This window comes from Halodesulfovibrio spirochaetisodalis (assembly GCF_001672295.1).
GTDB classification, from domain to species: domain Bacteria; phylum Desulfobacterota; class Desulfovibrionia; order Desulfovibrionales; family Desulfovibrionaceae; genus Halodesulfovibrio; species Halodesulfovibrio spirochaetisodalis.
The window spans coordinates 14,343-40,016 of record NZ_JXMS01000004.1 but is presented as its reverse complement, the minus strand read 5'-3'; the positions used below and the strand labels follow the sequence as shown (position 1 = coordinate 40,016).

Below are 25,674 nucleotides of genomic sequence, written 5' to 3'. Positions count from 1 at the left end.
TTAAAAAAGCGATTCCATATGGAATCGCTTTTTTTATGTAGTTATCCTACGTCATGCTACTCAACGAATGGTGTGTAGCGTTCAGGCGATGAGATTCTGCAAGTATGAAAAAAGGCAGCCTGTAAACTGCCTTCTTTGCATAACGCGCTTATTGAACTTGGATGTAGGAGGTTACCGAGCGTACTTTGGGGACAGCTCTGGCGTGTTCAAGAATTTGTTGCTTTTCAGCGTTTGAACCTACAATACCTGTGAGAACAATGTTGCATTGAACTACATCAACGGAAACGTTTGTAGACCATATGTCTTTGTCACCGATCAGGTCTTTGCTCAAGCTTGTTTGCATTGACAGGTTATCAGTTGTTCCACAAAAGTCCTGTTCATTTTTAAGCAGTAAGTAAGGGACTACGCTTTGTACCCCTTCTGTATTCTGTGCGAGCTTGATTGCTGTGTTGCGTTGAGCAAGTGAGTCGACTTCGCCGATAAGATACACTTTTTTGTTGTAGGTATTCACAGCGATATCTAACGGGCTGAGGTCTTTGCTGTTTACAATTTTTTTGAGAACTGTTGCCGTAATGACGGTATCTGAATATTGTTCTCCAATGTTGCGCTCGTCAACAGCAGCGTTGTAGATTGCACATCCTGAAAGGGCGTAGCAACTTACAACTACTACTGCAACGCAGAGTAGCTTCTTTAGCATGTGTGTCTCCTGATGCTAATAGGGAATTAACGGAAGCTTTTTCTGGCACGAGCAAGCCACGCAGTAAGGCGGGGTTCTACACCTTGTTCCCTCTGTTGATAGAATCTGCGACCTGCAAGGTCGTCCGGAAGATATTGCTGGGGAACATAGCCTTCCGGGTAGTTGTGTGGATAAAGGTAGCCCTTGCCGTACCCCCACTCTTTTTGGAGTTTGGTAGAGGGGTTTCGTAAGTGCAGTGGCACGGGTTTTCTCCCGTGTGCTCGTATCTCTTTTGCAGCTGCCAAATATGCTGCATAGGTCGAATTGCTCTTAGGTGCAAGCGCCAAATAGGTTACAGTTTCAGCCAGTGGAATGAAGCCTTCCGGCATTCCAACAAACTCAACTGCTTGTTGACATGAGACCGCTAACGGCAATGCGTTTGGGTCAGCAAGTCCCACATCTTCTGAGGCGGAAAGTATGAGTCTGCGGCATACGAAGCGGGGATCTTCTCCACCTTCCAGAAGGCTCGCGAGATAGTAGAGCGCAGCATCAACATCACTTCCCCGGATGGATTTGATCATGGCAGAGGCCAGCTCATAGTGACTGTCGCCGTTTTTGTCGTGCCGTGCGATTACGTCAGGCAGGGCAGCTTTGAGCTGATCAGGCTCTCTTGCTTCAGGAGGGAGTTGTGCAATGTATTCTACAAGGTTCAGCATGGTTCGAGCATCACCGTGAGCAATGCCAGCAACCATTTCATAGACCGTTTCGTCCAGTTCAACACCGCAGGCTTCCGCGCCCTTTTGAGCGAGAGTTTGTAGTGAGGTGCTGGGCAGTGGCTTAAGTTTAAGCGTGTGCAATCTGGACAAAAGCTGCCGTGTAACACTGAAGGACGGGTTTTCAGTAGTGGTCGCAATAAGGGTGATTTCTCCTGATTCAAGAATCGGAAGGAAGAAGTCCTGTTGCGCTTTAGAAAAACGGTGAAGTTCATCCAGAACCAGAACTTCTACGCCTTTAAGCGATTTGCGAAGCTGGGTTAACCCTGCTTCCGGAGCGCTTACCCGTAGCCAGTTTTGTCCGGTGTTCTTGGCGAGAAGGAGAGCCAGAGTGGATTTACCGCAGCCGGGAGGGCCGAACAGTAGCAGGCTGGGAAGTCTGGTTGCTTTTGTCAGCGCGGTGATACGCGCAGACAGATGTTCCTGCCCTGTAAATCCTTCAAAAGAATTCGGGCGAATTTTGTCTGCAAGAGGTTGCTTTGCCTCCATAGACATCTCCTTGCTAACGTGCAGCATTGTTTACTTCACCATTCCACCATGCAAGCCCGAGACACAGCAGGGCAGCTGTTTCCCATCGTAAAATTCTTTTACCAAGGCTTACTGGCTTAGCGCCTTGCTCCATAAAATAGGTTGCCTCTGACTCAGAAAAACCACCTTCCGGCCCTACAACAAACAATGTTTTTCCGGAAAGGTTCAGCTGTTCTGTGGATAACACTTCAGAGGGAGATTGTCCCTCCCATAGCATGAAAATATTATCGAATTCCTGAGCTGCCTGCATAACGCCTTTAGCGCCGTCAGTAAATGTAGCAATTTCTGGAACCCACGGATTGTTACACTGCTTCGCCCCCGCCAGCATTTGGCCTTCCCACCCCTCTTTTGCTTCTGCAGGGACTTTTGATTGTGATCTGTCAGCCTGCCAGAACCATAGACCTGTAGCACCGAACTCTACGGCTTTTTCAAGAATCCATCCCCGGCGGACAGATTTGCCCCAGCCAATTGCTACGTAGTATTGATTTTCCGGCTTGGGGTGTTGGACTACTTCCTGTTGCTGTAGAGTTACAGTATGTTTTGTTGTCTCTGTAATAGTGAACGTGCCTTCTCGGCCTTTCCCGTCCAACAGGCGGATGGAGTCGCCAGAGCGCATGCGCAGAACCTTGATGGCGTGCTTTGCTTCCTGACCTTCAAGTACGCAGTGCTCGTCCCATTTATCTGCTTCAAGAAAAAATGTTTTCATGAATTGTTTATCTCGTTCTTATATGTAGTGCCAAAGGCAATAAAAAAGGGAAGCCAAGTGGCTTCCCTTGTAATTTATTCTGTAGGATGCAGCTTAGTCAACAAGCTTCATGCGTGCTGTGCCTTCTTTGTAGAATGGCAGTTCAGCTTTGGTTGCTTCAAGAGAAGTGCGAGCCCCTTTAACGAGGAACTTTTCATTTCCTTCTGCTGCTTCTTTTTTTACATATGCAAGCGCAACAGAGTGTCCAACACTCGGGCAGTAAGAACCACTGGTGACTACCCCTACTTCTGTGCCATCTTCAAGAGTAACAACGTCATGGTGACGTGCGGAACGGCGTCCCGGGATGGACAGTGGAATCAGCAGCTCAGTGCCTTCTCTGTCTTTGCCTTTACCGATGTAGTCGGCTTCGGAGCGGAGCATCCAGCCCATGCCGGCTGCAGAAGGGGAGTGTTCTGTATCAAGATCCTGACCATATAGTGGCAGACCGACTTCAAGGCGAAGTGTGTCGCGAGCGCCAAGTCCTGCAGGCTCTACTTCTTCCTGAGCCATGAGAGCTTCCCAGAGTGCCAGAGCATTCTCGGACGGAAGGTAGAATTCGTATCCGAGTTCCCCTGTGTATCCGGTTCGGCTGATAATAAGAGGGAGACCTTTGAAGTCCACAGTGCGGAAGTTGAAGTATTTGAGGTCACGCAAGGAGCTGTCAAAAACTTTTTCGAGAACTTCGTATGACTTTGGTCCCTGAAGGTCAATTTTGGAAGTCTGATCGGACATGTCTTCTAACGTAACATGTTCCGGCAGATGTTTTTCAATCCATTTGAAATCACTTTCAATGCATGCAGCGTTAACAACGAGCATGTACTCATCTTTTTCAAGGCAGTAGATGATAAGGTCGTCAAGAATACCGCCTTCTTCATTAAGCAGGAAGCCGTATCCACACTTGCCCGGAGTAAGTTTATCCAGATTGTGGGTAACGATCTTTGAAAGAGCTTCACAAGCACCTTCACCTACAAGTCCGAATTCACCCATGTGACAAATGTCATAGATGGATGCCTGCTCACGGCAGTGTGTGTGCTCGGCAATGATACCGGTGTACTGGATAGGCATTTCCCATCCTGCGAACGGAGCCATTTTGGCACCAGCAGCTTTGTGCCAAGCAGTAAGAGGGGTTTGTAAGAGTTCAGACACAGCATGTCCTCCCTGACAGGTTAAAGTGTTGTTGGTTGTGGTTATGGTTATTAAAGGTCGAAGCCTTCAATAGATTTGGTTCGAGATTTGCGGATTGCTTTGATGTCGTCAAGCAAAGAGACAAGTTTGCCGTATTCTTTTTTTATCCCCAGACCGTAGTCAGAAAGGTCATCGTCTTTCTTCATAATGTAGTTACGGCAAAGATAACGGTCGTTTAAGATTGTCTCAGTAATGCTGATGATGGATGCAACCAGATCTCCAAAATATGTTGTGATGTCGAATTTTAATTCTTGAAGCAGGCCGACTGCCTGTTGAAGCATTTCTGCGTAAGGAATTTTTTCTCCCTTAATTTTACGCTTCTTTAACCGTTCAAGGGTCATAATTTTACGGGCTTGCTGAATGTAGTTGTACCTGAGTTGTACATCCTGATAAAGGGCTCGGTGTCCATCAAACACATCTTCTTTATCAGGGTCGTGCAGGTAGCCATCCAGCACTTTCACAACATTTGCATAAAATTCATCAGAGTAGCTGATGATTCTGCGCTGATGTTTTGACAGCCAGGAGTAGAGAAATTTGAGGCGCTTTTCTTCTGTATCTGTGTTTTCGACAAGTTCTACACGCTTATAGGTAATATGACCGACATATTCGCCGCGTACGATATCGTTCAGACGCAGGATCATGTTGGTGGTGTCCTTGATGATATTGAGGTCATCAATGGAGCGTCCTGTTACAGGATGAATTACTTCCTGCTTTGCGACAGAAAGCGCACGTTCCTGACGTACGTTCTCAGGGTTGAACTTATGTTGCGTGTAGGTGACGCGTAAAATTACGACAAGGCGTTTGCGGTCAACAAAGAACCCGCCTTCTTCAAGCTGGCGTATGACTTCAGACTGATCTTCATCAACCTGTACAAGAGCAATCTTTTCAACAGTAGGATAATGACGCTTTTTTGTTGCAGATGAGATTGTCGTAATAACGCGGTCTGTCTGCCCGAGAACCCGAACCATAAATTTTTCACCGGCCTTGTGCAGACGTCTGGAGAACAGGGCGCTGGATGTTCTGCGTTCTGAACAAATGGTAAAACCATACAGTTCCATGAGGTACTGGTATACAAACAATCTGTTGTGTTCGTATTTTTTGTGGTTACCCACTTCAAATTTTTTCGCACGCAGGCCGAAGCGTTTGATTTCAGGGTCGAGATCCGACGGAAATGAGCCGTATACACCGGAAAGGTGGTAGAAACCGGATGAATCAAGAGCAAGAACGTGTGCTCTGTCCATTTCAAGAATGTACGGGAGCAGTTGAGGATAGTAGTCCAGCACAGAAGTATCTACTTTACCGAACTCTTCTTTGAATTTTTCGTGCATCTTGCGGGGGATACGGTTCTGGATAGTCTCTACATTTTGCTCGATGGTGCAATTTTCAAGAGGGCAGGCATATCCGTCTGCCTTGAAGGTCACGTCCATTAAGGAGTGCAGGATGTCAAACTGGAAGATTTCAGAAAAGTAGTGAAGTTCACGTTCAAATGCCACCAGTGAAAAACCGGGCAGATCCTTGTATTCAAAAAAGTCACTTTCGAATGAGGGAAGCAGCTCGCCGCGTTCAACAAGCGGATAGTCGTCTTTTTCAAAAAAAGGCCGCAACAGACATTGCGTGATCTGGACAGCATCAAGGAAATCTTTCAACTCAGGAAGAGTTGTGATGCTGATAGGTTCGCTGAATGAAAAAGTGTCTTTCCATGGTAGACCGCATTCGCGGAAGGCATCTTTCCAGTGTTTTAGCATCGGTAATTGGGCTGGCTATTGTTAAAGAAAGTAAAATAACCGTTTTGGCAATAGTTCAGTGCGCTTGGTCATTGTTACATAGTATTTTTTTTTCTAAAAAAACTCTAGCATTTCATGGAAAAAAAGCTTTCCCCTGATTGCTTGGCGTAGTGTCAAAAAAATGATAGTAATTTTTGAGGGGGTTAACTTTATAACAAACCGCTTGGGGTGGCTGTCAAATTGCTGGCTGGTTATGTTCTATACATAAAAAACGTTATAGAATGTTGTGGCGTAATTTTTACATTTACTTACGTTGCAGACCATAATATTTTGACTGGGTTTATTGGATGAATACAACTGCTTGTTACGAAAGAATTTTAGGCATTATCTGCAGTGTCTTCGATGCATACTCAGCTGTGCTCGTTATGCCGGAGCGCTCTGGTAATCAGTTTGCTGTTGCCAGTAGCTTTAGCCTTGGTGACATGGTTAACAAGGATGAAACTTTTTCTGCGGGGACGGGAAAAGGTCTGGTGGGGTGGATTATTAACAATGAATCCCCAATGCTGGTCAATGATTTTGACACCAGACAGTACAACCTTGGGTACTATAAACAAAACGAAGAGACGAAAATTAAAGCCTTTATGGGGGTTCCGCTCAAAAATGGTGCGGGAGTCCTGTGTCTTGACAGTAAAAGGCAGTATTCATTTTCGAGTAAAGACCAGAAGATTCTGCAACTGTTCGCGGACCTTGTTTACGAAGTGTACTCTCGTGCATTTGTTGTAGAAGAACAGGTGAATTTAGCACAGCAGTACCATTGCCTGAAGGTCATTTATTCATTACGTAAGCATTTGAAGAAATGGGATTCTTTTCTTTCTAAGTTTCTCGTTCTTCTCTCGGATACCTCCGGTTTTGAATATTGCAGCCTCGCTACAAGAGACGAAGCTGGTCAAAACTATCATGTTGAGGGGGAAAACTACCAACTGCTTCAGGGTGATATGGGCGAGATCCCATACGGAAGTGGTCTGGTAGGCTGGGTGTTTAAGAATAGCATGCCGTTCTTTGTAGAAGGCGGTAAGGAAGCAAGTCAGACATCTCCGTTATATGGAAAGAAGAAAGGAATACCTAATTTTGTCAGCGTAATATGCATCCCGCTGGAAATAGGTGGCATGACTCGCGGAGTGTTAACACTTGCAAGTGAGGAGCCGAAAGTTATTCCTGAGGAGCTTAAAGGGTTTTGCCAGATGGCTTCAGAACATCTTTCTCTTTTTCTGGAGAATCTCTACTTGCGCAGTAAGCTGTACGAGGCGCACAGACAGGTCGATGACCTTCAGCGCGCGGCAGCCTATGAATATGAAAATGAATCAAATTTTTCATTTTCATCTAAGACCCATGAGGGTGAATAAATGCTGGGAAAACTCTTGAGCATGTTCGGAAAAGATCTCGCTATGGATCTTGGAACTGCTAATACGCTTCTATATACACGTAAAGACGGTATCGTACTTAACGAGCCGTCTGTTGTTGCTATTGACGTTGAGCGCAATAGCGTTATTGCAGTCGGGCGGGAGGCAAAAGAATTTCTTGGTCGTACTCCTCAGCGTATCCGCGCTATTCGTCCCATGAAGGACGGCGTTATTGCGGACTTTGAAGTCACCAAGCAAATGATCTCCTACTTTATTAAAAAAGTTATTACCGGCTTCAGTCTTGTTAAGCCGAATATTGTTATATGTGTTCCTACAGGCATTACGCAGGTTGAAAAGCGTGCTGTTATCGAGTCTGCACAGCAGGCCGGTGCCAGAGATGTGAAGCTCGTTGAAGAGCCGATGGCTGCGGCCATTGGTGCGGCTCGACCGATTCATGAACCGGTAGGAACCATGGTTGTTGATATCGGAGGCGGTACAACAGAGGTAGCGATTATTTCATTATCTGCCATTGCGTATGCAGAGTCTGTACGTGTGGCAGGAGATGCTTTGAACGCTTCTATCCAAAGATATTTTCAGGAAGAGTTTCAGCTTCTTGTCGGGGAAAATCAGGCCGAGAAGGTCAAGATGACTATTGGTTCAGCTTTTCCTTTGCCTGAACCTTTGGTAATGACAGTTCCCGGTAAGGATATTGTGTCAGGTACTCCGACATCTGTTGAAGTAAGTGACACTGATATTCGTATTGCTCTTTCTGAGTCCGTAAAAACAATTGTATATGCAATCCGCAAAGCGCTTGAAAAGACTCCGCCTGAGCTTGCTGGCGATATTGCAGATCAGGGGCTGCTCTTGGCAGGCGGCGGTGCGTTGCTGAAAGGGCTTAACGAGCTTATCGTGCATGAGACCGGTTTGCAGGTGTTAATTGATGAAGACCCGTTGACCACTGTAGTTCGTGGAACTGGCAAGACGCTGGAGGATCGGGCAGTGTTCTCGGATGTATATATAAACTAACTTTCTAAGGCGACCACAGGTCGCCTTTTATCGTACAACTAATTGTAAGATATTGTGAAAGCTATTCAGGAAGTTATTATGGAATTACAAAAATTATTACCGCAAGTACGTGCTGCTGTTATTGAGTCTGGTGAGCTTATCCGTGAAGCATGGGATAAGCCTCGTAAGGTTCGCTATAAAGGACGTATTGATCTTGTGACAGAAACAGATGTTGCTGTTGAACATGATATCAAAAATCGTCTGGCAAAAATTCTTCCTGAAGCAAGTTTTTTAGCGGAAGAAAGTGCTGCGGATGAACCGTTGAATGATCTTACATGGGTCATTGACCCCATCGACGGCACAACCAACTTTGCACATCAGGTGCCGTTCGTGTGTTCCTCTGTTGGGCTTTGGCATAAAGATCGTATCGTTCTCGGTGTGATTAACACGCCTATTATGAATGAATGCTTTTATGCTGCGGCGGGTGGTGGTGCATGGTGCAATGAAAAGCAGATTTCTGTGACCCGTAACAAGCAGATTGAACACTCACTTGTTGCTACTGGCTTTCCATATACCATTGCGGAAGATGCAGATGAGATTACTGACAGACTGCGCCGTGTGTTGAAAGAGTCTCAGGGAGTCCGTCGCCTTGGGGCGGCTGCGCTAGACCTTGCGTATCTTGCGGCAGGTCGTTTTGATGCTTTTTACGAAAAGGGCTTGAAGCCATGGGACACTGCGGCTGGATGGCTGCTTGTTAATGAAGCAGGTGGCTGGGTGACTGAATATGACGCAGCAACTGACTTTTCTTTGTACTCCCCGACACTCTTGGCAACAAATACATTGCTGCATGCCCAAATGGCACAATTAATGTAGCCGTTGCAGTCAGGTTACGTTTTTTTCGGGAAAATGATGTCTGCTTCGATTGCCCATGTCAGGACAGGGGTGAGCATGCCGGGAAAATGCTCATAAAATGAGTACAATTCTTCTGCATCGACATACAGACTGTCCTGAACTTCCTCCGGATTTGGTGTGAGGGAACGTGAACCTATATTGGCTGAGTAGAGCGAAATCCAAAGAGTTGAATCATCAATTTGTTCTTGCTGTGACTTCTGGTAGTGCAGGGATACAGAAGAAAGATTGAGCTCTTTCAGGAGGACGCGTTCTGCGGCAGCTTCCAGTGCTTCGGTTGCGCCGACATGCGTTGCGGCGGAGATATCCCACATGCCAGGGGCAAGTGCTTTATTGTCAGCTCTGCGTTGCAAGAGAAATTTTCCCTGTTTATTATAGATAAGAACAAAGACGGATTTTAGTGCAAGCCGTTGTTCGTGTACGCTGGCAGAGGGCATCACCATAAGGGGTTTGCCTTGGCTGTCGACCACTTCAATATGGCTGCCGCGAGATCTCGATTTTTCGGCAGAAGTATCTGGATATTTGATGTCTGACATATTTGAGAAAATAGGGCCGCTTGAAGCCGACGGGTATGTTTTTTTTCAATTGACGAAAAAAGACAGTGCCGAAGTGGCGGCGCTTGAGAAAAAATGTTTTTCAACACCTTGGACTGAAAAAGAGTTCAATCTTTCCTTTGAACAGAAGATTTTTAAAGTCTTCGGATTAAAAAAAGATGAAAGATTAGTAGCCTATATAGCTATGTACCACACTGCTGATGAGTTGGAAATATTAAACATAGCAACGGATCCGGAGCAAAGGCGAAAGGGAGCAGGAAAACGGTTACTTGCTCTTATGCTTTGCATTGGGCAAAAATTAGGTATACAACAGGCATTTCTTGAAGTGCGCCGAACCAATATTCCTGCCATCAATCTTTATGAACAGATGTGCTTTTCTCAGATTGGGGTGCGAAAACAATATTATAAAGATACTGGTGAAGATGCGCTGGTTTATCAGTGTAATCTAGCGGACTTTACCCGTAGTCAGTGCTAAGTAAGGAGCAAAGATCAATGAAAAAGCTTATGGCTGCAAACTGGAAAATGTTTAAAACTGCTCAGGAAGCGAAAGATACTGCAGCTGAGCTTGTTGAGCTTGTTGGTGAACTGTCTGCTGACAGAGAAGTTGTTGTGTTCCCCCCATTTACTGCTCTGCATGCAGCGGGTGAAGTCTTTACAAAGCATGAAGGCTATTCCTTTGGCGGCCAGAATGTCTGTGCAGCTCTTGAAGGTGCCTTTACTGGTGAGATTTCTCCAATAATGCTTAAAGATGCTGGCTGCACATGGGCATTGACTGGTCACTCCGAGCGTCGTGCACTTTTTGGTGAGACCAGTGAACAGGTTGGAGAAAAAACTGCCTTTGCTCTTAACAACGGCCTTAATGTATGCCTTTGCATCGGCGAAACTCTTGAAGAGCGTGAAGGCGGCAAGCTGGAAGCTGTTATTGCTGAGCAGCTTGAGAAAGGTCTTGCAACAATTCCAGACGTTTCAGCAGAGCGTCTTGCGATTGCGTACGAACCTGTATGGGCTATCGGGACTGGCAAAGTAGCCGGGCCGGAAGAAATTTTAGAGGCACATGCGATTGTCCGTGCTAAACTTCTTGATATTTTGAAAGAAAAAGCTAATACTACCCGCGTTCTTTATGGCGGAAGTGTAAAGCCTGAAAATGCTACTCAGATCATTTCACTTGACAATGTTGACGGTGTCTTGGTAGGAGGCGCTTCCTTGAAGGCTGAAAGCTTCAGCAAAATTGTTACTGCTTAACAACCGATTCGGATTGATATAGCTCTTAGGAGGACGTTTCGTGGAAACCTTGATTCTGACCCTGCACGTTGTGGTCTGTCTTGCACTCATTTTACTTGTTCTTTTGCAGGCTGGTAAAGAGGGCATGGGTGTTATCTTTGGCGGCGGCAACCAGTCTGCTTTTGGCGGTGCTGGAGCAGGCGGTCTTCTCGTGAAAATTACTGCAACACTTGCAGCAATCTTCTTTATCACTTCTTTGAGCTACAACTACATTGCAGGTGATCATGGTACTGATGAATCCAGCATCATGAACATCCAGATTGAGCAGAAAGCTCAGCCTAGTCCTGACCAGACTACAAAATAAGAATTAAATGCGCGTTAGCGCAACCTCATACATTTGCCCAGGTGGTGGAATTGGTAGACACGCTATCTTGAGGGGGTAGTGGGCCACGCCCGTGGGAGTTCGAGTCTCCCCCTGGGCACCATGAATGTAAAAGAGATCGTAGAAATTTTCTGCGATCTCTTTTTTTATGCCAACTGACTGGGGCAAAGAAAATAAAAAAGCCAGACTCTCACATGGGTGAGAATCTGGCTTTTGTGATTATGAATGTAGCGGGGGCTAGGCTTTGTCGCGCAAGTCAAAAACGCGTTTTGCTTTACCCTGTGAGCGCTCAATTGAACGTGGTTCAACAAGGCGAACCTTGCTGGATACGCCAAGGAATTCCTTAATGGTTTTCTGGATGCGCATTTCAATTTTCTGGAGGTTCTTGATAGCATCGGAGAAGAGGGATTCGTCAATCTCAACTTGAACTTCGACAGTATCAAGGTTGCCATCACGCTTCACAATAATCTGGTAGTGCGGTGAAGCACCCTCTGTTTCCAAAATGATAGATTCAATCTGAGATGGGAATACGTTAACGCCACGAATAATAAGCATGTCGTCACTGCGACCGGTGATGCGGTTCATGCGCACATGGGTGCGTCCACATTTACACGGTGTGTAGTTCAGCGATGTAATGTCGCGTGTTCTGTAGCGGATTAACGGAATGCCTTCTTTGGTCAGAGTTGTAATTACGAGTTCGCCTGTTTCCCCAGGAGGCAGCTGTTCGCCAGTTACCGGATCAATAATTTCAGGCAGGAAGTGGTCTTCAAAGATATGCATGCCGTCTTTTGCTACAGCACATTCAATGGAAACTCCCGGTCCCATGATTTCGGAAAGACCGTAAATGTTTACTGCGTCAATTCCCATTTTGTCTTGAAGGTCATTGCGCATTTCGTCGGTCCATGGTTCGGCTCCAAAAATACCGACGCGAAGTGGCAGGTCTCGCATGTCTATGCCTGCCTGTTGGGCAGCTTCATGTAATACAAGGCCGTATGATGGTGTACAGCAGATAACAGTGGCACCAAAGTCGTCCATGAGAGATACCTGACGTTTTGTGCCGCCACCTGAAATTGGGATAACGGTTGCGCCAAGGCGCTCTGCGCCATAGTGGACACCAAGTCCACCAGTAAAGAGACCGTAGCCGTATGCGTTGTGAATAAAGTCACTTCTGCTGGCACCGGCTGCCATGAATGAACGTGCCATCAGTTCTGCCCAGTTGTTCACGTCACGTTGTGTGTAGCCAACAACAGTGGCCTTGCCGGTGGTTCCGCTTGAAGCATGCAGGCGGACAATGTTTTCTTTTGGAACGGCAAAAAGGCCAAACGGGTAGTTGTCACGTAGATCCTGCTTTTCTGTAAATGGCAGCTTGGATAAGTCGCTGAGGCTTCTGATATCGGCAGGAGTAACTCCTGCCTTGATAAACTGTTCGCGATAGTGAGGAACATTTGCGTACACGCGTTCACACAGATTCTGTAAACGCTGTAACTGAATTGCTTCTAACTCTTCGCGAGGCAGTGTTTCTTGCTCAACATTAAAAATCATACATGACTCCTGATACAAAAAAATAATGTAACTACACAGTTCAGAATCGATGTGCGGCGTAGCAACTATTCGAAATCTGGAACTTTTAAAACCGGCTTGAATACCGGCTATATCTATGTGCAAACATAGGAAATGCACCAAAAGGCTGAGGTGGGTCAAGCTTGTTTTGCAAAATTGTGATTTTTAATGGAAAATCTCTGGCCTTAGTTAATTGCGTATAGACCATAAATAACGTAGATAGGTGCAGGATTTCATAGACTGGTAAATGTGGAGACATGTCTCTTCTGCTTTTGCCTCTAGAAGCGCGTACGTTCCGTTCGGTGCACAAAATTCGATACGGAATTAACATATAATTATTGCATGTGTTGTACCCTGCACCTACTCTCAGGTTGGATCAGGCAGCACGGCTTTAACGATGGATTTAAAAAATGATTGGAAAAATTGAAAAAAAATACAGCACTGTTTCTTCTCAGGAAAAAGTAGCGAAGATTATTGAATGGCTTGAAGCTAAAAAAGCTTCAGATGTAGTTGTACTTGATCTTGAAGGCGTCAACGCCTTCACAGATGCTGTAGTTATTGCCACTGCTAAATCTGTTCGTCAGGCAAAAGCGTTAGCTGATGAAGTATCCATGCGTGCCAAGGGTGAAAATTACGAGCATATGCGTGTGGAAGGTAAAGATAATGCCCAGTGGGTTCTCGTTGACCTTAACGACGTTATCGTAAACATCTTCCAGGAAGATGTGCGGGACTCTTTTAATCTGGAAAGCCTCTGGGCGGACGCAAAAGTTTTATATAAGTCTGAAGCAGAATAGGATGCACGCTATGACACCAACCCTTTTGCTGATTCTTGATGGCTGGGGAATTGCCCCTGCCGGTGAAGGAAATGCAATTTCTCTTGCTGCTACACCTAACCTTGACAGGTTGGTTACTGAATATCCTATGTCCCGTCTTGCCTGTTCCGGTCGCGCTGTCGGTTTGCCGGAAGGCTTTATGGGGAACTCCGAAGTCGGACACATGAACATTGGTGCCGGACGAGTAGTCTATCAGGATATGACGCTTATTGATGTTGCGCTTGAAGAAAACAAGTTTCAGAAAAATCTTGTTCTGAACGATGTAATGAGCTCAGCAAAAGCGAAGGGCGGAACACTCCATCTTATGGGGCTGGTATCCGACGGTGGTGTACATAGTCATATCAGGCATCTTATTGCATTGATTGAAATGGCAAAGTCGCTGGACGTTGACGTGTGTGTACACGTGTTCCTTGACGGGCGTGATACTTCTCCTACAAGTGGGCTTGGCTTTGTCGAACAACTGCTTGATGCAATGAAGCGTATTGGGGCTGGACGCATTGCTTCTGTTTCCGGGCGCTATTACGCAATGGATCGTGATAAGCGGTGGGATCGCAATCAGCTTGCGTGGGATTGTTTTGTATACGGCAAAGGCAAAACTGCTGTTGATCCTCTTAAGGCAATTCAGGATTCCTACGACGAAGGCACTACAGACGAGTTTTTTATACCAACCTCCATTGTGCCGGAAGGTGGAGAGCCAACTGTCTTGAAAGACGGTGATGCTGTTTTCATGTTTAACTTCAGAGCGGACAGGATGCGTCAGATTGCGCAGGCAATGTGTTCAGAAAGCTTTACTGAATTTGAACGTGGGAACTTTCCAAAACTTTCTGCTTTGGCTTCAATGACATGTTATGAAAAGTCATTTGGTCTTCCGGTTGCTTTTGCCAAAGATGATTGCCCTGATCCGCTCGGGGAAGTTGTGGCAAAGCAAGGGGCAAAGCAGTTACGTATTGCTGAAACAGAAAAATATGCCCACGTGACGTATTTCTTCAACTGCGGGCGTGAAGAGCCGTTCGAAAATGAAGACAGAGTGCTCATTAATTCTCCTCGTGACATTGCCACATACGATCTTAAGCCGCAGATGAGTGTTGAAGAAGTCACTGAAAAGCTTGTCGCAGCAATTGAGTCCAAAGAATACTCAATGATCGTATGCAACTTTGCCAACCTCGATATGGTAGGTCACACGGGTATTATTGATGCTGCTGTAAAAGCATGTGAATACGTTGATGCATGTGTCGGCAAGGTGCTTGAAGCGGTTGTTGAAAGCGGCGGAAGGGCGTTGGTTACAGCAGACCATGGTAACGCAGAAGAATTACGTAATGCATCTGGTGGAACTCACACTGCACACACCACAAATCCTGTTCCGGTTGTGCTTGTAGATCCAAAGAATTCATGGAAGCTTCGCGAAGAGGGAATTCTTGGTGATATTGCACCAACGATGCTTGCCATGTGGAATATTGAGCAGCCGGCTGCTATGAATGGTACCAGCCTTATCTGCAAGGATTAACTATGAGTAAGACACAGAAACCAATTGCTCCGGTAAAACCTGTCGGTATGGAAGTTATTTTCTTTTACCCATGCCCTCATTGTGGCCGTAAAGTGCCACTTATCGGTGCTGTACAGCCATCAATGGAACGTTGCGATGCATGTAATAATCTGTTCCCGATAGTTCCAGTAGATCGTCGCACTATTCAGTATTTAAAAGTCTCGCTGGCAGACGGCGGGGCGGCAATTGATCCTGACTTTATGTAGATTCAGAGAGCTATGCCACAAAAAGCGGAATCCGGTATTAACCGGATTCCGCTTTTTTTATGCAGTATGCATCAACGTTCCGCTATTTTGTAGCGCTGTTGTATGCGTCTGTAAGTCTGTCTTTAATGTATGTTCGCATTTCAGCATCGTCTTCATCAAGATTGAAGCAACATGCATCTTCTCCCATGAGTCCGCCGGGAACCCAATCTCCCACCTCATCTGCATCGTTAATCATGTCTGCATAGAAACATACAGATAACCAACGGTCAGCTGGATCGTCATCAATAATATCTACAAGTACAAACAGATTACGTTCTGTCTGGTTGGCATGCTTTGCACGCAAAGAGTAGCTGACTCCAGGTCTGCCTTTAAAGGAAAGAGTGCTTCCTTCAAAAGAAAGCAGCAAGTCTTTGTATTCCTCAAAAGCTGCTTTGGTTTTTGCTTCAGATTCTACCCAGCCTTCGAGCAGGGCATTCAACTCATCGCTATGCGTACTATCAGTAAACATACACATCTCCTGAATAGAGTGTTGTGAAATTAAACGTAAAAAGCACTGAAATTTCTCACGAGAGACATAGAGTGTCAATAAGGAGTATGAAGAGCAAGAAGTGCTTTGATGTATAATGTACGCATATTAGGTGGAATATGATAATGGGGTAAATGCACATTTTGGTAATCATATTTCGAGTTATAACAACTTTTTTAGTATACCTAGAAATATTGATTTAGGTGTTAAAAAAGACGCTTAGTGAATATATTTTCAAAAATGCGAAATTCAGTTGAACAATTCTGTAAGAAATATGTAGACATTTTTGTGATCTGAACGTACTTCCAACTTAACGAATGGGAAGGCGAGCGCTGGATACAGTCTGGTGTTTTACAAATTTGAGATTTAGCATCCCGACGATTCTGCTTAAAATATCGTCTGTTGCTATTGAATTCTTCAATTTGTGATATTTAGATTGCAGAAAAGTGTCTTCGTCTATTGAGTGAAAAATTAGTCGAGGTGTTGCTATGGATAATCGCGAACAGTGGGGATCCCGTGCGGGATTCATTCTTGCTGCTGTAGGTTCTGCTATTGGTTTGGGTAATATCTGGCGTTTTCCGTACATGGCGTACGAAAACGGCGGTGGTGCATTCTTTATTCCGTACATTTTTGCGCTGCTGACAGCAGGTATCCCGTTTATGATCATGGAATTTGGCCTTGGTCATAAATATAAGGGTTCTGCTCCTAAGGTTCTTGCTGCTGTAAATGCTAAATATGAATGGCTTGGCTGGGTACAAATTATGATCGCAGGGATTATTGCAGTGTACTATGCTGCTGTAATCGGCTGGACAATCAACTACCTTGGCTTTGCATTTGACGGAGCATGGGGCACAGATACCAAAGGATTTTTCTTTGGTGAGTACCTTGGCCTTACTTCTTCCCCGACAGAACTTGGCGGAATCCGCTGGCCGATTTTTGGTGCATGTGCACTTACATGGGGTTTAACATGGTTAGCATGTAACTCCGGTATTCGTGGCGGTATTGAGCGTGCATGTAAAGTGCTTATCCCGCTTCTTTTTGCGCTGGTACTCGTATTTATCGGTCGTGTAATTACACTTCCTGGCGCAACCGTCGGTCTTGATTTCCTCTTTACTCCAGATTTTTCAAAGCTTGCTGACTTCAGTGTTTGGGCAGCTGCGTATGGACAGATCTTCTTCTCCCTGTCTATCGGCTTCGGTATTATGATTGCTTATTCTAGCTACCTGCCGAAGAATGCAGATATTTGTAACAACGCTGCTATGACAGTATTTATTAACTGCGGTTTCTCCATGCTTGCCGGTATCATGATTTTCTCCGTTCTCGGCAGCATGGCACACTCAACTGGTCAGGCAGTATCTGATGTTGCTGGAGCAGGTGTTGGCCTTGCGTTCATCACAATTCCTGCAGCAATTAACACAATGCCGGCTCCGTTGTTCTTTGGTACAATTTTCTTCCTCTGTCTTACAATGGCAGGCGTGAGCTCCCATATTTCAATTGTTGAAGCTGTAACTTCTTCTTTAATTGATAAGTTTGGTGCTTCCCGCCAGAAAGTTGTAACAGTACTTTGTATCATTGGCTTTGCTCTTACTGCGGTATTCACAACAGGTGCAGGTCTGCTGATTCTCGACATCGTTGACCACTTCATCAACAACATTTGTCTCCTGTTTGCTGCGCTTGTAGAGATTGTTCTTATCAGTTGGGTAATTGGTCTTGACGGCGTTCGTAACGACGTTAATACATACTCAGACTTCTCTGTAGGTAAACTGTGGGCATTCAGTCTCCGTATCATTACTGTTCTGGTGCTTGGCTACTCCTTCTTCTCCAGCCTGTACACCAAGATTACAGAGCCATACGGCGGTTACGGAATGTCTGACCTCGTGATGTTCGGCTGGTCTATCCTGCCTCTCGCGATTGTGGTTGCGATCTTCCTTCAGAAGAAACAGTCACACAAACAGTTCCAGCATTACTCTTAGTAGATATTTAAGGAGAAACAATTATGACTACATCCGCAATCATCATGATGGTAATCGGGCTTGGCGTAACTTGGGGCGGCGCAGCATGCTGCATTTCCCTCGCTATCCGTAAGCGCGAAATCTAGACCATAGATTCATACACGTAAAAAGACGCTGCACACGCAGCGTCTTTTTTTATGGCGTTACATCTCTTGTAGAATAAGAAAATGGCACTGAAGCAATGGTTAGAGCGTAACGCACTTACCAATGGAATATAGGCACAAAAAAACCTCGCCGGAGCGAGGTTTTTTTGTATTTGCTTACTTATTCATAGAAAGGAAGAACTCGTTGTTGCTTTTGGTCTTGCGCATCTTATCAAGTAAGAAGTCCATACTGTCGATAGTAGACATAGGAGCAAGAATTTTACGAAGGATCCAGATCTTGTTGAGCATCTCTGTACCCAGAAGCAGATCTTCTTTGCGGGTTCCGGTACGGTTGATATCAATTGCAGGGAATACGCGTTTCTCTGCGAGATGGCGATCAAGGTAGATATCAAGGTTGCCGGTACCTTTAAATTCTTCAAAGATAACTTCGTCCATGCGTGAACCGGTATCGATGAGTGCGGTGGCAATAATGGTCAGGCTGCCGCCTTCTTCTAAGTTACGTGCTGCACCGAAGAAACGTTTTGGGCGCTGTAATGCGTTAGCATCAAGACCACCGGAAAGAACGCGACCGGAAGACGGAGTAACGGCGTTATACGCACGACCTAAGCGAGTGATAGAGTCGAGCAGAATAACAACATCTTTACCGCGTTCTACGAGGCGTTTTGCTTTTTCCTGCACCATCTCGGCTACCTGAACATGGCGCTGTGGAGGCTCGTCAAAAGTAGAGCTGATAACTTCAGCATTTTTAACTGTGCGTTCCATATCAGTCACTTCTTCAGGACGTTCATCAATGAGCAGGATGATCAGACAGACATCCGGATTGTTGGCATTGATAGAGTTAGCCAAGGATTGAAGAAGAATAGTTTTACCAGTTCGGGGAGGAGCAACAATCAAACCGCGTTGTCCGCAGCCGATTGGTGCCATAAGGTCGATAACGCGACCAGAGAGGTTTTCTTTACCGTTTTCCATTACGAGCTGACGCTCAGGATAAATCGGGGTGAGGTTGTCGAAGAGGACAAGGTTGCGGGATTTCTCAGGTGGTTCAAAGCCAATTTCGTTGACTCGTAGTAGGGCAAAGTAACGTTCACCTTCTTTAGGCGGTCGTATTTGTCCAGATACCACATCACCTTTCCGTAAGCCGAAACGCCTGATCTGGGAAGGAGAGACATAGATGTCGTCCGGCCCCGGCATGTAGCTGTACATAGGCGAGCGCAGGAAACCGAAACCGTCCGGCAGAATCTCAAGTACACCTTCGCCAAAAATAGCACCATTTTGGGAAGCACATTTCTGGAGTAAAGCAAAAATGAGTTCCTGCTTGCGCATGTTGCTCGGGTTCTCAATTTCGTACTCTTTTGCAAGCTCCATCAACTCGGATGCAGGCTTGTGTTTTAGTTCCGAAAGGTTGAGACCTTCGCTTGGATCAGCATTTGGATCAGGAGTAAATTGAGGCGCTTGTGCTCGTTTGGTTCTTTCACCACGAGGAGCAGCAGGGGCTTTGCGTTTACGAGTCGTAGAACGGGTAGTTGTTCTGCGAGGTCTTTCCTGCTTCGCTTCTTCGACGTCTTTTTTAGTTGCCATATAGACTCAAAGGAATGGTTTAATTTGAATAGAATATGTACGTATGTACATAGAGAAGCTATGGTACATAGCCGTGTCATAGTAGGAAATGTTTAGTATGCGTCCCCCGAGGAAAAGGACAAAGGCTAAGAGCAGTGTCGGATAGGGGGGACTGAAGAAATATGTAACGTATAGAGAAGAAAATAGCGTATCAGAAAAAAAATGACAAGAAAGTGTGACTATTTTTTTTCTTGTGCAGCAATAACGTCTGCAAACATCTCTTCGATTTGTGTTTGAACTGCTTCCTGAGTTGTATCAGTAGCGTGTGCAATCTCGAGGGTGATAAGACCCATTGCCTGTTCAAGTAAGCGGCGTTCACCAAAGGAAAGCTCTTTATCTTTGCCGATAAGCAAAAGTTCTTTAAGTACGTATGCTACATCTTCCAGTGCACCGCTTTTAAGCTTATCAGAGTATTCACGATAGCGACGGTTCCAGTTCTGACCTGTGTAGCCAGTGAAACCGGAGCGATCATCAAGAGAAGAAAGAAGTGCTTCGCCTTCTTCCTTGGTACACAGCGGGCGTAAAACCTTACTAGCGGTAATTACTGGTACCATAAGGGTTACATTGTTGCTCAGTATCCGGATAAAGTAGAACTCTGCCTCGGTACCACCAACAGTCTGGGTCTCAATTCTTTCTACTTTGCCTACACCCTGAGCTGGGTATACTACTAATTGATCCTGAGCGAACACAGCGAATCTCCTTGAATATCTGCGTTACATCGTGAAACGCGAACCACACTCTAACGTAATACGCAATAAGAGTCTACGGTTATCTAATCGAAGAATTAGGGAAGCTTAAAGGCGTTGGTTATTTTCACAGCCTCGTCAAAACCGGATGTAACAAATGCTTCAATGCCTTTTCTGGCACCTTCAAGAACCATCTCAACATCAGTTGCTTCAGTCTTTGTAAACCGGTTGAGAACATAGTTAGACACAGAGCCGTGCTCTGGTTTTCCAATACCAAGTCTCATTCGGTTAAAGTTTCTGGTGCCCAGATGCTGCTCGATGGAACGAAGTCCATTATGTCCGGCATGCCCGCCGCCAATTTTAAACTTCATGCGGCCTAGCGGCAGGTCGAGCTCGTCATGCAATACCACAACTTGCTCTGCAGCGATGTCAAAGTACTTTGCTGCATGTCCTACAGCTTCACCGGAAAGGTTCATGTAGGTCATGGGTTTTATGACAAGCCAGAAGCCAGATTTGCTTCCAATCTTGCATTTCCACGCGTCGTATTTCTTTTTTCCGATCGAAAGGGGAGAGCATGCGTCAGGCGAGAAGCGCTGTGCATCATTAAGAAGGTGGTCAACGACCATGAAGCCGAGATTGTGGCGGGTATTGTCGTATTCTTTACCCGGATTTCCCAATCCGACGATTATTCCGGAAATATTCATAGCTGTCCTGTCGTGCGAGCCGATAAAAAGGAAATGGCCTCATGCCGAAGCATGAGGCCAACGATTTCACGTGGAATTCGCTTATTCTTCGTCTTCGGCTGCTGCTTTTGCAGAACCGCGACCTGGAACTACTGCGAGAACTTTGAAGTCGTCGTCGTAGTATGCAGATACGTTTTCTGGAAGCTCAATTTCGCTAATCTTGAGGGAAGTGTGGATGTCGTAGTCGGTAACGTCTACAACTACTTCGTTAGGAATATCAGTAGGTTTAGCAGATACTGTGATAACCTGACGGTATTCTTCAAGACGGCCACCGAGTTTAACACCTTTGGAGGTGCCGGTAACGCGAACTGGGATTTTGATGCGGAGTTCTTTTTCTGCATCAACACCGTAGAAGTCTACGTGCTGGAGACGGTTTTTGAACGGATGACGTTCAAGTTTCCAGATGAGACATTCTTTTACTTCGCCGTCGATATCAAGAGCGATAACGTTGGTAAGGCCAGCGTTCTCGTAAAGTTTTACGAGAGGCATTTCGTCCATCTGTACAGGGATGTTTTCGCCGGTAGTGCTGTAGAAGATACCAGGTACTTTGCCTGCTACACGAAGCTGACGGTTAGCGCCTTTACCAAGGCCTTCGCGTTTGGAAACGGAAAAAGTGATTTTCTCTGACATGTAATTACTCCTTTAAGGTTCCACCACGAGGTTTTTCACTCGCTGCAGACGCGTTCCTTATACAAAAAGAACGCTGACGGAGGATTCCGTGTGGATATTATGAATTGCTTTAGCAAGAAGACCCGCAATAGAGAGAACTTCAAGCTTGTCGCAATGGTTAAGCTTGTCACCGAGCTCAATAGTATCGGTAACAAAAACTTTTGTGAAAGCTGAATTACAAAGACGGTCAATGGCAGGGCCGGAAAGAACCGGATGAGTAGTACAAGCCATAACTTCTTTGGCACCGTTGTTCATGAGAACGTCAGCTGCTGCACACATTGTACCTGCAGTGTCGATCATATCGTCAACAACGATGGCTATTTTATCTTTTACGTCACCGATAACGTGCATTGCCTGAGCCTGATTTGGCTTGTCACGACGTTTGTCGATGATTGCGAGGCCAGCATTAAGGCGCTTTGCATAAGCACGCGCACGCTCAACACCACCAGCATCAGGAGAAACTAATACGATCTCGCCTTTTTCGCTCTGAATGCTGCGAAGACGGTCAAGCATAACCGGTGCAGCGTAGAGGTTGTCTACAGGAGCATCAAAGAAGCCCTGAATCTGTCCTGCGTGAAGATCTACGGTTACAAGACGGTCCATACCTGCAGTTGTCAGGAAGTCCGCAACAACTTTTGCGCTGATAGGTGCACGAGGAGCAACTTTGCGATCCTGTCGTGCGTATCCGTAGTAAGGGACAACAGCAGTTACGCGACCTACGCTTGCACGCTTGAGAGCGTCGAGCATAAGGCAGAGCTGCATGAGGTTGTCGTTAACTGGAGCAGATGTAGAGAGAACAACGAATACGTCGTCACCGCGTACATTTGCGCCGATCTCGATGCGGCATTCGCCATCGCTGAAAGTTTCACAGAGAGTTGGTGTAAGCTCGCAGCCTAAATGACTACAGATTGCTTCAGCCAACGCAGGATTGGAAGAGCCGGTGAGGATTTTTAGATCGCCGTTCATGGTACCATACTGGGGTTATAGTTAGTTACCTGTAATTTGTTGGCTGGGACGGCAGGACTCGAACCCGCGGATGTCGGGACCAAAACCCGATGCCTTACCAACTTGGCTACGTCCCAGTATTACAGGTGGTGGAGATATGTGGCAACGCCTTCAGCCTCTAAGGCAGCTGCAGCACGTGTAGCCTGTTCCATCTCTCTGTACAAAGCAAAGATGCTTGAACCGCTTCCACTCATGACAGCACCGGCAGCGCCGAACTCCATGAGTTTTTCTTTGTACGCCCGCAGCTTCGGAAAGGCCGAGTATACCACCACTTCAAAACTATTAAAAAGCCACAAGGCACGAGAGGAGTGCTTTCTATCTTCTGGAGGGTGTGTTGTCAAGATATCTTTCTTATTATTACAGGCATTATTTCGCAGCATTGCTTTGTCCCAAGCTGCAAATGCCCATGGTGTAGATATACTGATATCAGGGCAGATAAGCACGAGAGAGTACCCTGCAAGAGAAATATCGGAAGGAGTTAACTCATCCCCGATACCGGTAGCATGGGCAGGAATATTGTTGAGAAAAAAAGGAACATCTGCCCCGATGGATGCCGCCAGGGTGTTGAGCTTTTCAGCTGACAAGGGGGCAGGGCAGTACGTGTTTAAGTAATTGAGAACAGCTGCTGCATCAGAGCTTCCTCCGCCCAGTCCAGCTCCATCTGGAATCCCTTTTTCAACATGGACAGAGAGGTCGGGCTTCCAACCGGTTTGAGCAGCATATTTCTCCCAGCTTTTGTAGATAATATTCTTTTCAGCTGGAATATCGAGGGCAGGGCACTCAAGGATAAGTCCGCTATCAGCCGGAGCCTTTGTGATGGTGATCGTATCAAACGGTTTTGGAAGGGGAAAGAAGAGGGTATCAAGTTCATGATACCCGTTTTCTCTAACACCGGTAATTTCTAAATGCAGGTTTATCTTGCAACCCGCATGTAGTGTTACTGAGTCTGGTTGCGGTTCGGTCATGCTAGCCAGTGATTGTTTCAACTGTGAGGTTGTCGTTGGTAAACACACAGATTTCTGAAGCAATTGCCATAGCATTGCGGCAGATGTCTTCTGCTCCCATGTCACTGTGTCGTTTTAAACCTCGAGCAGCTGCAAGTGCATACGCACCACCACTTCCGATCGCTGCAATGTCATCGTCTGGCTCAATAACGTCACCGTTTCCGCTGATAATAAAAACATATTCGGCATCGGCTACGATAAGCATAGCTTCAAGTTTACGCAGGTATTTATCAGAGCGCCAGTCTTTAGCCATCTCAACGGATGCACGAAGAAGGTTGCCGCCGAATTCTTCCAGCTTTGCTTCACAACGTTCAAACAGAGTAAAGGCATCAGCAGTGGCTCCGGCAAAACCTGCAATAACTTTTTCGCGGTAAATACGGCGCACTTTGCGAGCCTGATGCTTCATTACAATAGATTGTCCGAGCGTTACCTGACCGTCACCGGCCATAGCTACACCGTTTGCATCTTTTACTGCCAGAATAGTAGTTCCACGAAGTTCCATAGCTTGTCCTTATATTATGCTTGTCGAATATGAATCGAATTTTTTCAGATAGAAGAGGAATGTGATCAGCCCTGATAATGATCAGGGAAAGAAAAATTATTTCCAGTACGCAGCCCGCTCGTCACGCTGTTTTTTTATTAGCTCAATCGCGCTGGTCTGCTTTTGATTTGTAGCAAGCGCTTCGGCTTTTTTGATATGATATGCTGTTTTCTTTTTATCGTTGCGGTAAAGAGCGCTGTAGGCCAAATGCAGGTGTCCGCTGAACTCATCGCCACTCTGGCCGAGCATTTTGCCATAGAAGAAGTGTACTTCTGAATCTTCAGGCAGTGTCTTTAAAATTTTCTGATAATACGTGGCAGCAGACTTTGAATCACCTTTATCATTCAAGAGTCTGGCATAGAAAAAGAGCGTCATGAGGTCTTCAGGATTTTTGACTGCAGCTTTCTGGAGCAGGGTAATGGCTTTTGTTGTGTCGCCTTTGGTGTAGTGAAATTTTCCTGCTTCCCGAAGGATAAGGTAATCTTTGGGGTCACCTTTCAGTGCTTCGTCAAAATATGCAGCGGCTTGCTTTACTTTATTGACTCTGGAGGCGGCAATACCTTGTCCCATAAGAACAAGCGGAGTCTTCTTTTGTTTTGCAAAATAGGCTAAGGCAAGGTTCGGATCAGTATACTGTGCCCTCACAAGAACTTGTACGCGTTTGAAACGGGTATCATCATCTGGTCTGTTTTGAATCTCTTGCGGCAAAGAGGCTACACGGTCAGCAAGATAATCCTGACGTTCTTCAACAGCAGGGTGAGTGGACATATATGCAGGCATATTTGAGCCGGATTCCCACTTACGCCTACGGATTTTGGCAAAACTGGTTGCCAGGCCGATTGGGTTATACCCTGCGTCTGTAAGATAGATTAAGCCCATGTGGTCGGCTTCACGTTCATCATCGCGGCTGTAATTGAGCAGAGCTGCCTGACTGGCTGCCATGGAGCCAGTAATCAGCCCGCTGCTAATTTCAGAGCCGGAATTTGTTGTTGCACCGAGAACTGCTCCCGCTAACATGCCTACAAGACTCATAAGCTGAACTTTTTGTGACTGTTCAATGCGTTTAGCAATATGGCGCTGGGTAACGTGAGCAAGTTCGTGAGCAAGTACGCCTGCAAGTTCAGCTTCATGCTCTAGCTCAAGCAACATGCCTGTATTGACAAAAACATACCCTCCCGGAACAGCAAAGGCGTTCAAGGTATTGTCTACAAGCACATTGATTTCAAAAGGGAATGGCTGAGGAGGCATATTCTCTTTCAACCTGTCGAGCACGCCGGAAACATAGGAGGTTACTTCGGGATCTTCAATGATTGGCATTTTTGATTTGACGAGAACGCTGAATTTTTTTCCGAGTTCAACTTCGTCTTTTACGCCGAAATCTCCGAATGTATCTAAAATATTGGCTTTTGCAAGATGGACGGGCGGAAGCAGGACAATAAGCACTGCAACAAAAGCGCACAAAAGGTTTTTCCAGAACGGAAGAGTTCGAGTTGTGTGATGATGTTGCAGTGCTTTTTTCATAG

Annotated in this window: 27 protein-coding genes and 2 tRNA genes; 12 read left to right on the top strand and 17 right to left on the bottom strand. The window is 45.9% G+C overall.

Annotated features, from left to right (window positions below; translation table 11 throughout):
- Positions 1-148: 148 nt before the first annotated feature.
- From SP90_RS03285 to SP90_RS03265, 5 genes are all read right to left on the bottom strand, one after another.
- Positions 149-697, bottom strand: coding sequence for a BON domain-containing protein (locus SP90_RS03285; RefSeq protein WP_066852541.1), 549 nt, complete (start codon positions 695-697; stop codon positions 149-151).
- Between the two features lie 26 nt (positions 698-723).
- Positions 724-1,938, bottom strand: a complete 1,215-nt coding sequence (locus SP90_RS03280; protein ID WP_066852539.1) for a replication-associated recombination protein A — start codon at positions 1,936-1,938, stop codon at positions 724-726.
- A 13-nt stretch (positions 1,939-1,951) separates the two neighbouring features.
- Complete coding sequence (locus tag SP90_RS03275; RefSeq protein ID WP_066852537.1) at positions 1,952-2,683, bottom strand: 16S rRNA (uracil(1498)-N(3))-methyltransferase; 732 nt, start codon at positions 2,681-2,683, stop codon at positions 1,952-1,954.
- Between the two features lie 93 nt (positions 2,684-2,776).
- Positions 2,777-3,868: a glycine cleavage system aminomethyltransferase GcvT gene (gcvT, locus tag SP90_RS03270; protein WP_066852535.1), complete on the bottom strand. Its 1,092-nt coding sequence runs from the start codon at positions 3,866-3,868 to the stop codon at positions 2,777-2,779.
- A 50-nt stretch (positions 3,869-3,918) separates the two neighbouring features.
- Entirely contained in the window at positions 3,919-5,652 is a 1,734-nt protein-coding gene (locus SP90_RS03265; RefSeq protein WP_066852533.1) for a hypothetical protein, read from the bottom strand.
- A gap of 326 nt (positions 5,653-5,978) precedes the next feature.
- Between SP90_RS03265 and SP90_RS03260 the strand changes: the two genes are divergently transcribed.
- The 3 genes from SP90_RS03260 (at position 5,979) to SP90_RS03250 (ending at position 8,909) form a co-directional block, all read left to right on the top strand.
- Positions 5,979-7,034, top strand: coding sequence for a GAF domain-containing protein (locus tag SP90_RS03260; protein WP_066852531.1), 1,056 nt, complete (start codon positions 5,979-5,981; stop codon positions 7,032-7,034).
- Positions 7,035-8,057, top strand: a complete 1,023-nt coding sequence (mreB, locus tag SP90_RS03255) for a rod shape-determining protein (RefSeq protein WP_066852530.1) — start codon at positions 7,035-7,037, stop codon at positions 8,055-8,057.
- A 78-nt stretch (positions 8,058-8,135) separates the two neighbouring features.
- Positions 8,136-8,909 (top strand): inositol monophosphatase family protein, encoded by a 774-nt coding sequence (locus tag SP90_RS03250; RefSeq protein WP_066852528.1) that lies wholly within the window; start codon positions 8,136-8,138, stop codon positions 8,907-8,909.
- Positions 8,910-8,923: 14 nt separating this feature from the next.
- On the opposite strand, the gene SP90_RS03245 is transcribed toward SP90_RS03250, so the two are convergent.
- Complete coding sequence (locus SP90_RS03245) at positions 8,924-9,382, bottom strand: NUDIX domain-containing protein (protein WP_269449350.1); 459 nt, start codon at positions 9,380-9,382, stop codon at positions 8,924-8,926.
- Positions 9,383-9,470: 88 nt separating this feature from the next.
- Between SP90_RS03245 and rimI the strand changes: the two genes are divergently transcribed.
- From rimI to SP90_RS03225, 4 genes are all read left to right on the top strand, one after another.
- Positions 9,471-9,974 (top strand): ribosomal protein S18-alanine N-acetyltransferase, encoded by a 504-nt coding sequence (gene rimI / locus SP90_RS03240; protein WP_066852524.1) that lies wholly within the window; start codon positions 9,471-9,473, stop codon positions 9,972-9,974.
- Positions 9,975-9,991: 17 nt separating this feature from the next.
- Entirely contained in the window at positions 9,992-10,741 is a 750-nt protein-coding gene (tpiA, locus tag SP90_RS03235; RefSeq protein ID WP_066852523.1) for a triose-phosphate isomerase, read from the top strand.
- 40 nt (positions 10,742-10,781) lie between these two features.
- A complete protein-coding gene (gene secG, locus SP90_RS03230; protein WP_066852521.1) occupies positions 10,782-11,084 on the top strand; it encodes a preprotein translocase subunit SecG in 303 nt (100 codons plus the stop codon).
- 35 nt (positions 11,085-11,119) lie between these two features.
- Positions 11,120-11,205 (top strand) — tRNA-Leu (locus SP90_RS03225).
- Positions 11,206-11,339: 134 nt separating this feature from the next.
- On the opposite strand, the gene SP90_RS03220 is transcribed toward SP90_RS03225, so the two are convergent.
- Positions 11,340-12,644, bottom strand: coding sequence for a phenylacetate--CoA ligase family protein (locus tag SP90_RS03220; protein WP_066852518.1), 1,305 nt, complete (start codon positions 12,642-12,644; stop codon positions 11,340-11,342).
- A 428-nt stretch (positions 12,645-13,072) separates the two neighbouring features.
- Here SP90_RS03220 and rsfS point away from each other — a divergent pair, with 428 nt between their 5' ends.
- Genes rsfS through SP90_RS03205 form a run of 3 tightly spaced genes read left to right on the top strand, consistent with a single transcriptional unit; the run spans position 13,073 to position 15,244 of the window.
- Positions 13,073-13,456 carry a ribosome silencing factor gene (gene rsfS, locus SP90_RS03215; RefSeq protein ID WP_066852516.1) on the top strand — a complete coding sequence of 128 codons (384 nt, stop codon included), beginning with the start codon at positions 13,073-13,075 and terminating at the stop codon, positions 13,454-13,456.
- A 1-nt stretch (position 13,457) separates the two neighbouring features.
- Entirely contained in the window at positions 13,458-14,999 is a 1,542-nt protein-coding gene (gene gpmI / locus SP90_RS03210; protein WP_066852514.1) for a 2,3-bisphosphoglycerate-independent phosphoglycerate mutase, read from the top strand.
- Positions 15,000-15,001: 2 nt separating this feature from the next.
- Positions 15,002-15,244, top strand: coding sequence for a single stranded DNA-binding domain-containing protein (locus SP90_RS03205; RefSeq protein ID WP_066852512.1), 243 nt, complete (start codon positions 15,002-15,004; stop codon positions 15,242-15,244).
- 82 nt (positions 15,245-15,326) lie between these two features.
- Here the strand turns inward: SP90_RS03205 and SP90_RS03200 are convergent, their stop codons facing one another.
- Positions 15,327-15,752: a hypothetical protein gene (locus SP90_RS03200; RefSeq protein ID WP_066852509.1), complete on the bottom strand. Its 426-nt coding sequence runs from the start codon at positions 15,750-15,752 to the stop codon at positions 15,327-15,329.
- A gap of 506 nt (positions 15,753-16,258) precedes the next feature.
- Here SP90_RS03200 and SP90_RS03195 point away from each other — a divergent pair.
- Positions 16,259-17,743: a sodium-dependent transporter gene (locus SP90_RS03195; RefSeq protein ID WP_066852507.1), complete on the top strand. Its 1,485-nt coding sequence runs from the start codon at positions 16,259-16,261 to the stop codon at positions 17,741-17,743.
- A gap of 23 nt (positions 17,744-17,766) precedes the next feature.
- Complete coding sequence (locus tag SP90_RS16585; protein WP_157471177.1) at positions 17,767-17,868, top strand: MetS family NSS transporter small subunit; 102 nt, start codon at positions 17,767-17,769, stop codon at positions 17,866-17,868.
- Positions 17,869-18,042: 174 nt separating this feature from the next.
- Here SP90_RS16585 and rho read toward each other — a convergent pair whose 3' ends face one another.
- The 9 genes from rho to SP90_RS03150 form a co-directional block, all read right to left on the bottom strand.
- Positions 18,043-19,464 (bottom strand): transcription termination factor Rho, encoded by a 1,422-nt coding sequence (rho, locus tag SP90_RS03190; protein WP_082936268.1) that lies wholly within the window; start codon positions 19,462-19,464, stop codon positions 18,043-18,045.
- Positions 19,465-19,682: 218 nt separating this feature from the next.
- Complete coding sequence (locus SP90_RS03185) at positions 19,683-20,192, bottom strand: CarD family transcriptional regulator (protein WP_066852505.1); 510 nt, start codon at positions 20,190-20,192, stop codon at positions 19,683-19,685.
- 95 nt (positions 20,193-20,287) lie between these two features.
- Entirely contained in the window at positions 20,288-20,893 is a 606-nt protein-coding gene (gene pth / locus SP90_RS03180) for an aminoacyl-tRNA hydrolase (protein WP_066852503.1), read from the bottom strand.
- 81 nt (positions 20,894-20,974) lie between these two features.
- Positions 20,975-21,562 (bottom strand): 50S ribosomal protein L25, encoded by a 588-nt coding sequence (locus SP90_RS03175; protein ID WP_066852500.1) that lies wholly within the window; start codon positions 21,560-21,562, stop codon positions 20,975-20,977.
- A 57-nt stretch (positions 21,563-21,619) separates the two neighbouring features.
- Positions 21,620-22,567 carry a ribose-phosphate diphosphokinase gene (locus SP90_RS03170; RefSeq protein WP_066852498.1) on the bottom strand — a complete coding sequence of 316 codons (948 nt, stop codon included), beginning with the start codon at positions 22,565-22,567 and terminating at the stop codon, positions 21,620-21,622.
- A gap of 40 nt (positions 22,568-22,607) precedes the next feature.
- Positions 22,608-22,683: transfer RNA gene (locus tag SP90_RS03165), tRNA-Gln, on the bottom strand.
- 3 nt (positions 22,684-22,686) lie between these two features.
- Positions 22,687-23,571, bottom strand: a complete 885-nt coding sequence (gene ispE / locus SP90_RS03160; RefSeq protein WP_066852497.1) for a 4-(cytidine 5'-diphospho)-2-C-methyl-D-erythritol kinase — start codon at positions 23,569-23,571, stop codon at positions 22,687-22,689.
- Position 23,572: 1 nt separating this feature from the next.
- Entirely contained in the window at positions 23,573-24,112 is a 540-nt protein-coding gene (gene hslV, locus SP90_RS03155) for an ATP-dependent protease subunit HslV (protein ID WP_066852495.1), read from the bottom strand.
- Positions 24,113-24,208: 96 nt separating this feature from the next.
- Positions 24,209-25,672 (bottom strand): beta-barrel assembly-enhancing protease, encoded by a 1,464-nt coding sequence (locus SP90_RS03150; protein ID WP_066852493.1) that lies wholly within the window; start codon positions 25,670-25,672, stop codon positions 24,209-24,211.
- Positions 25,673-25,674: the final 2 nt, after the last annotated feature.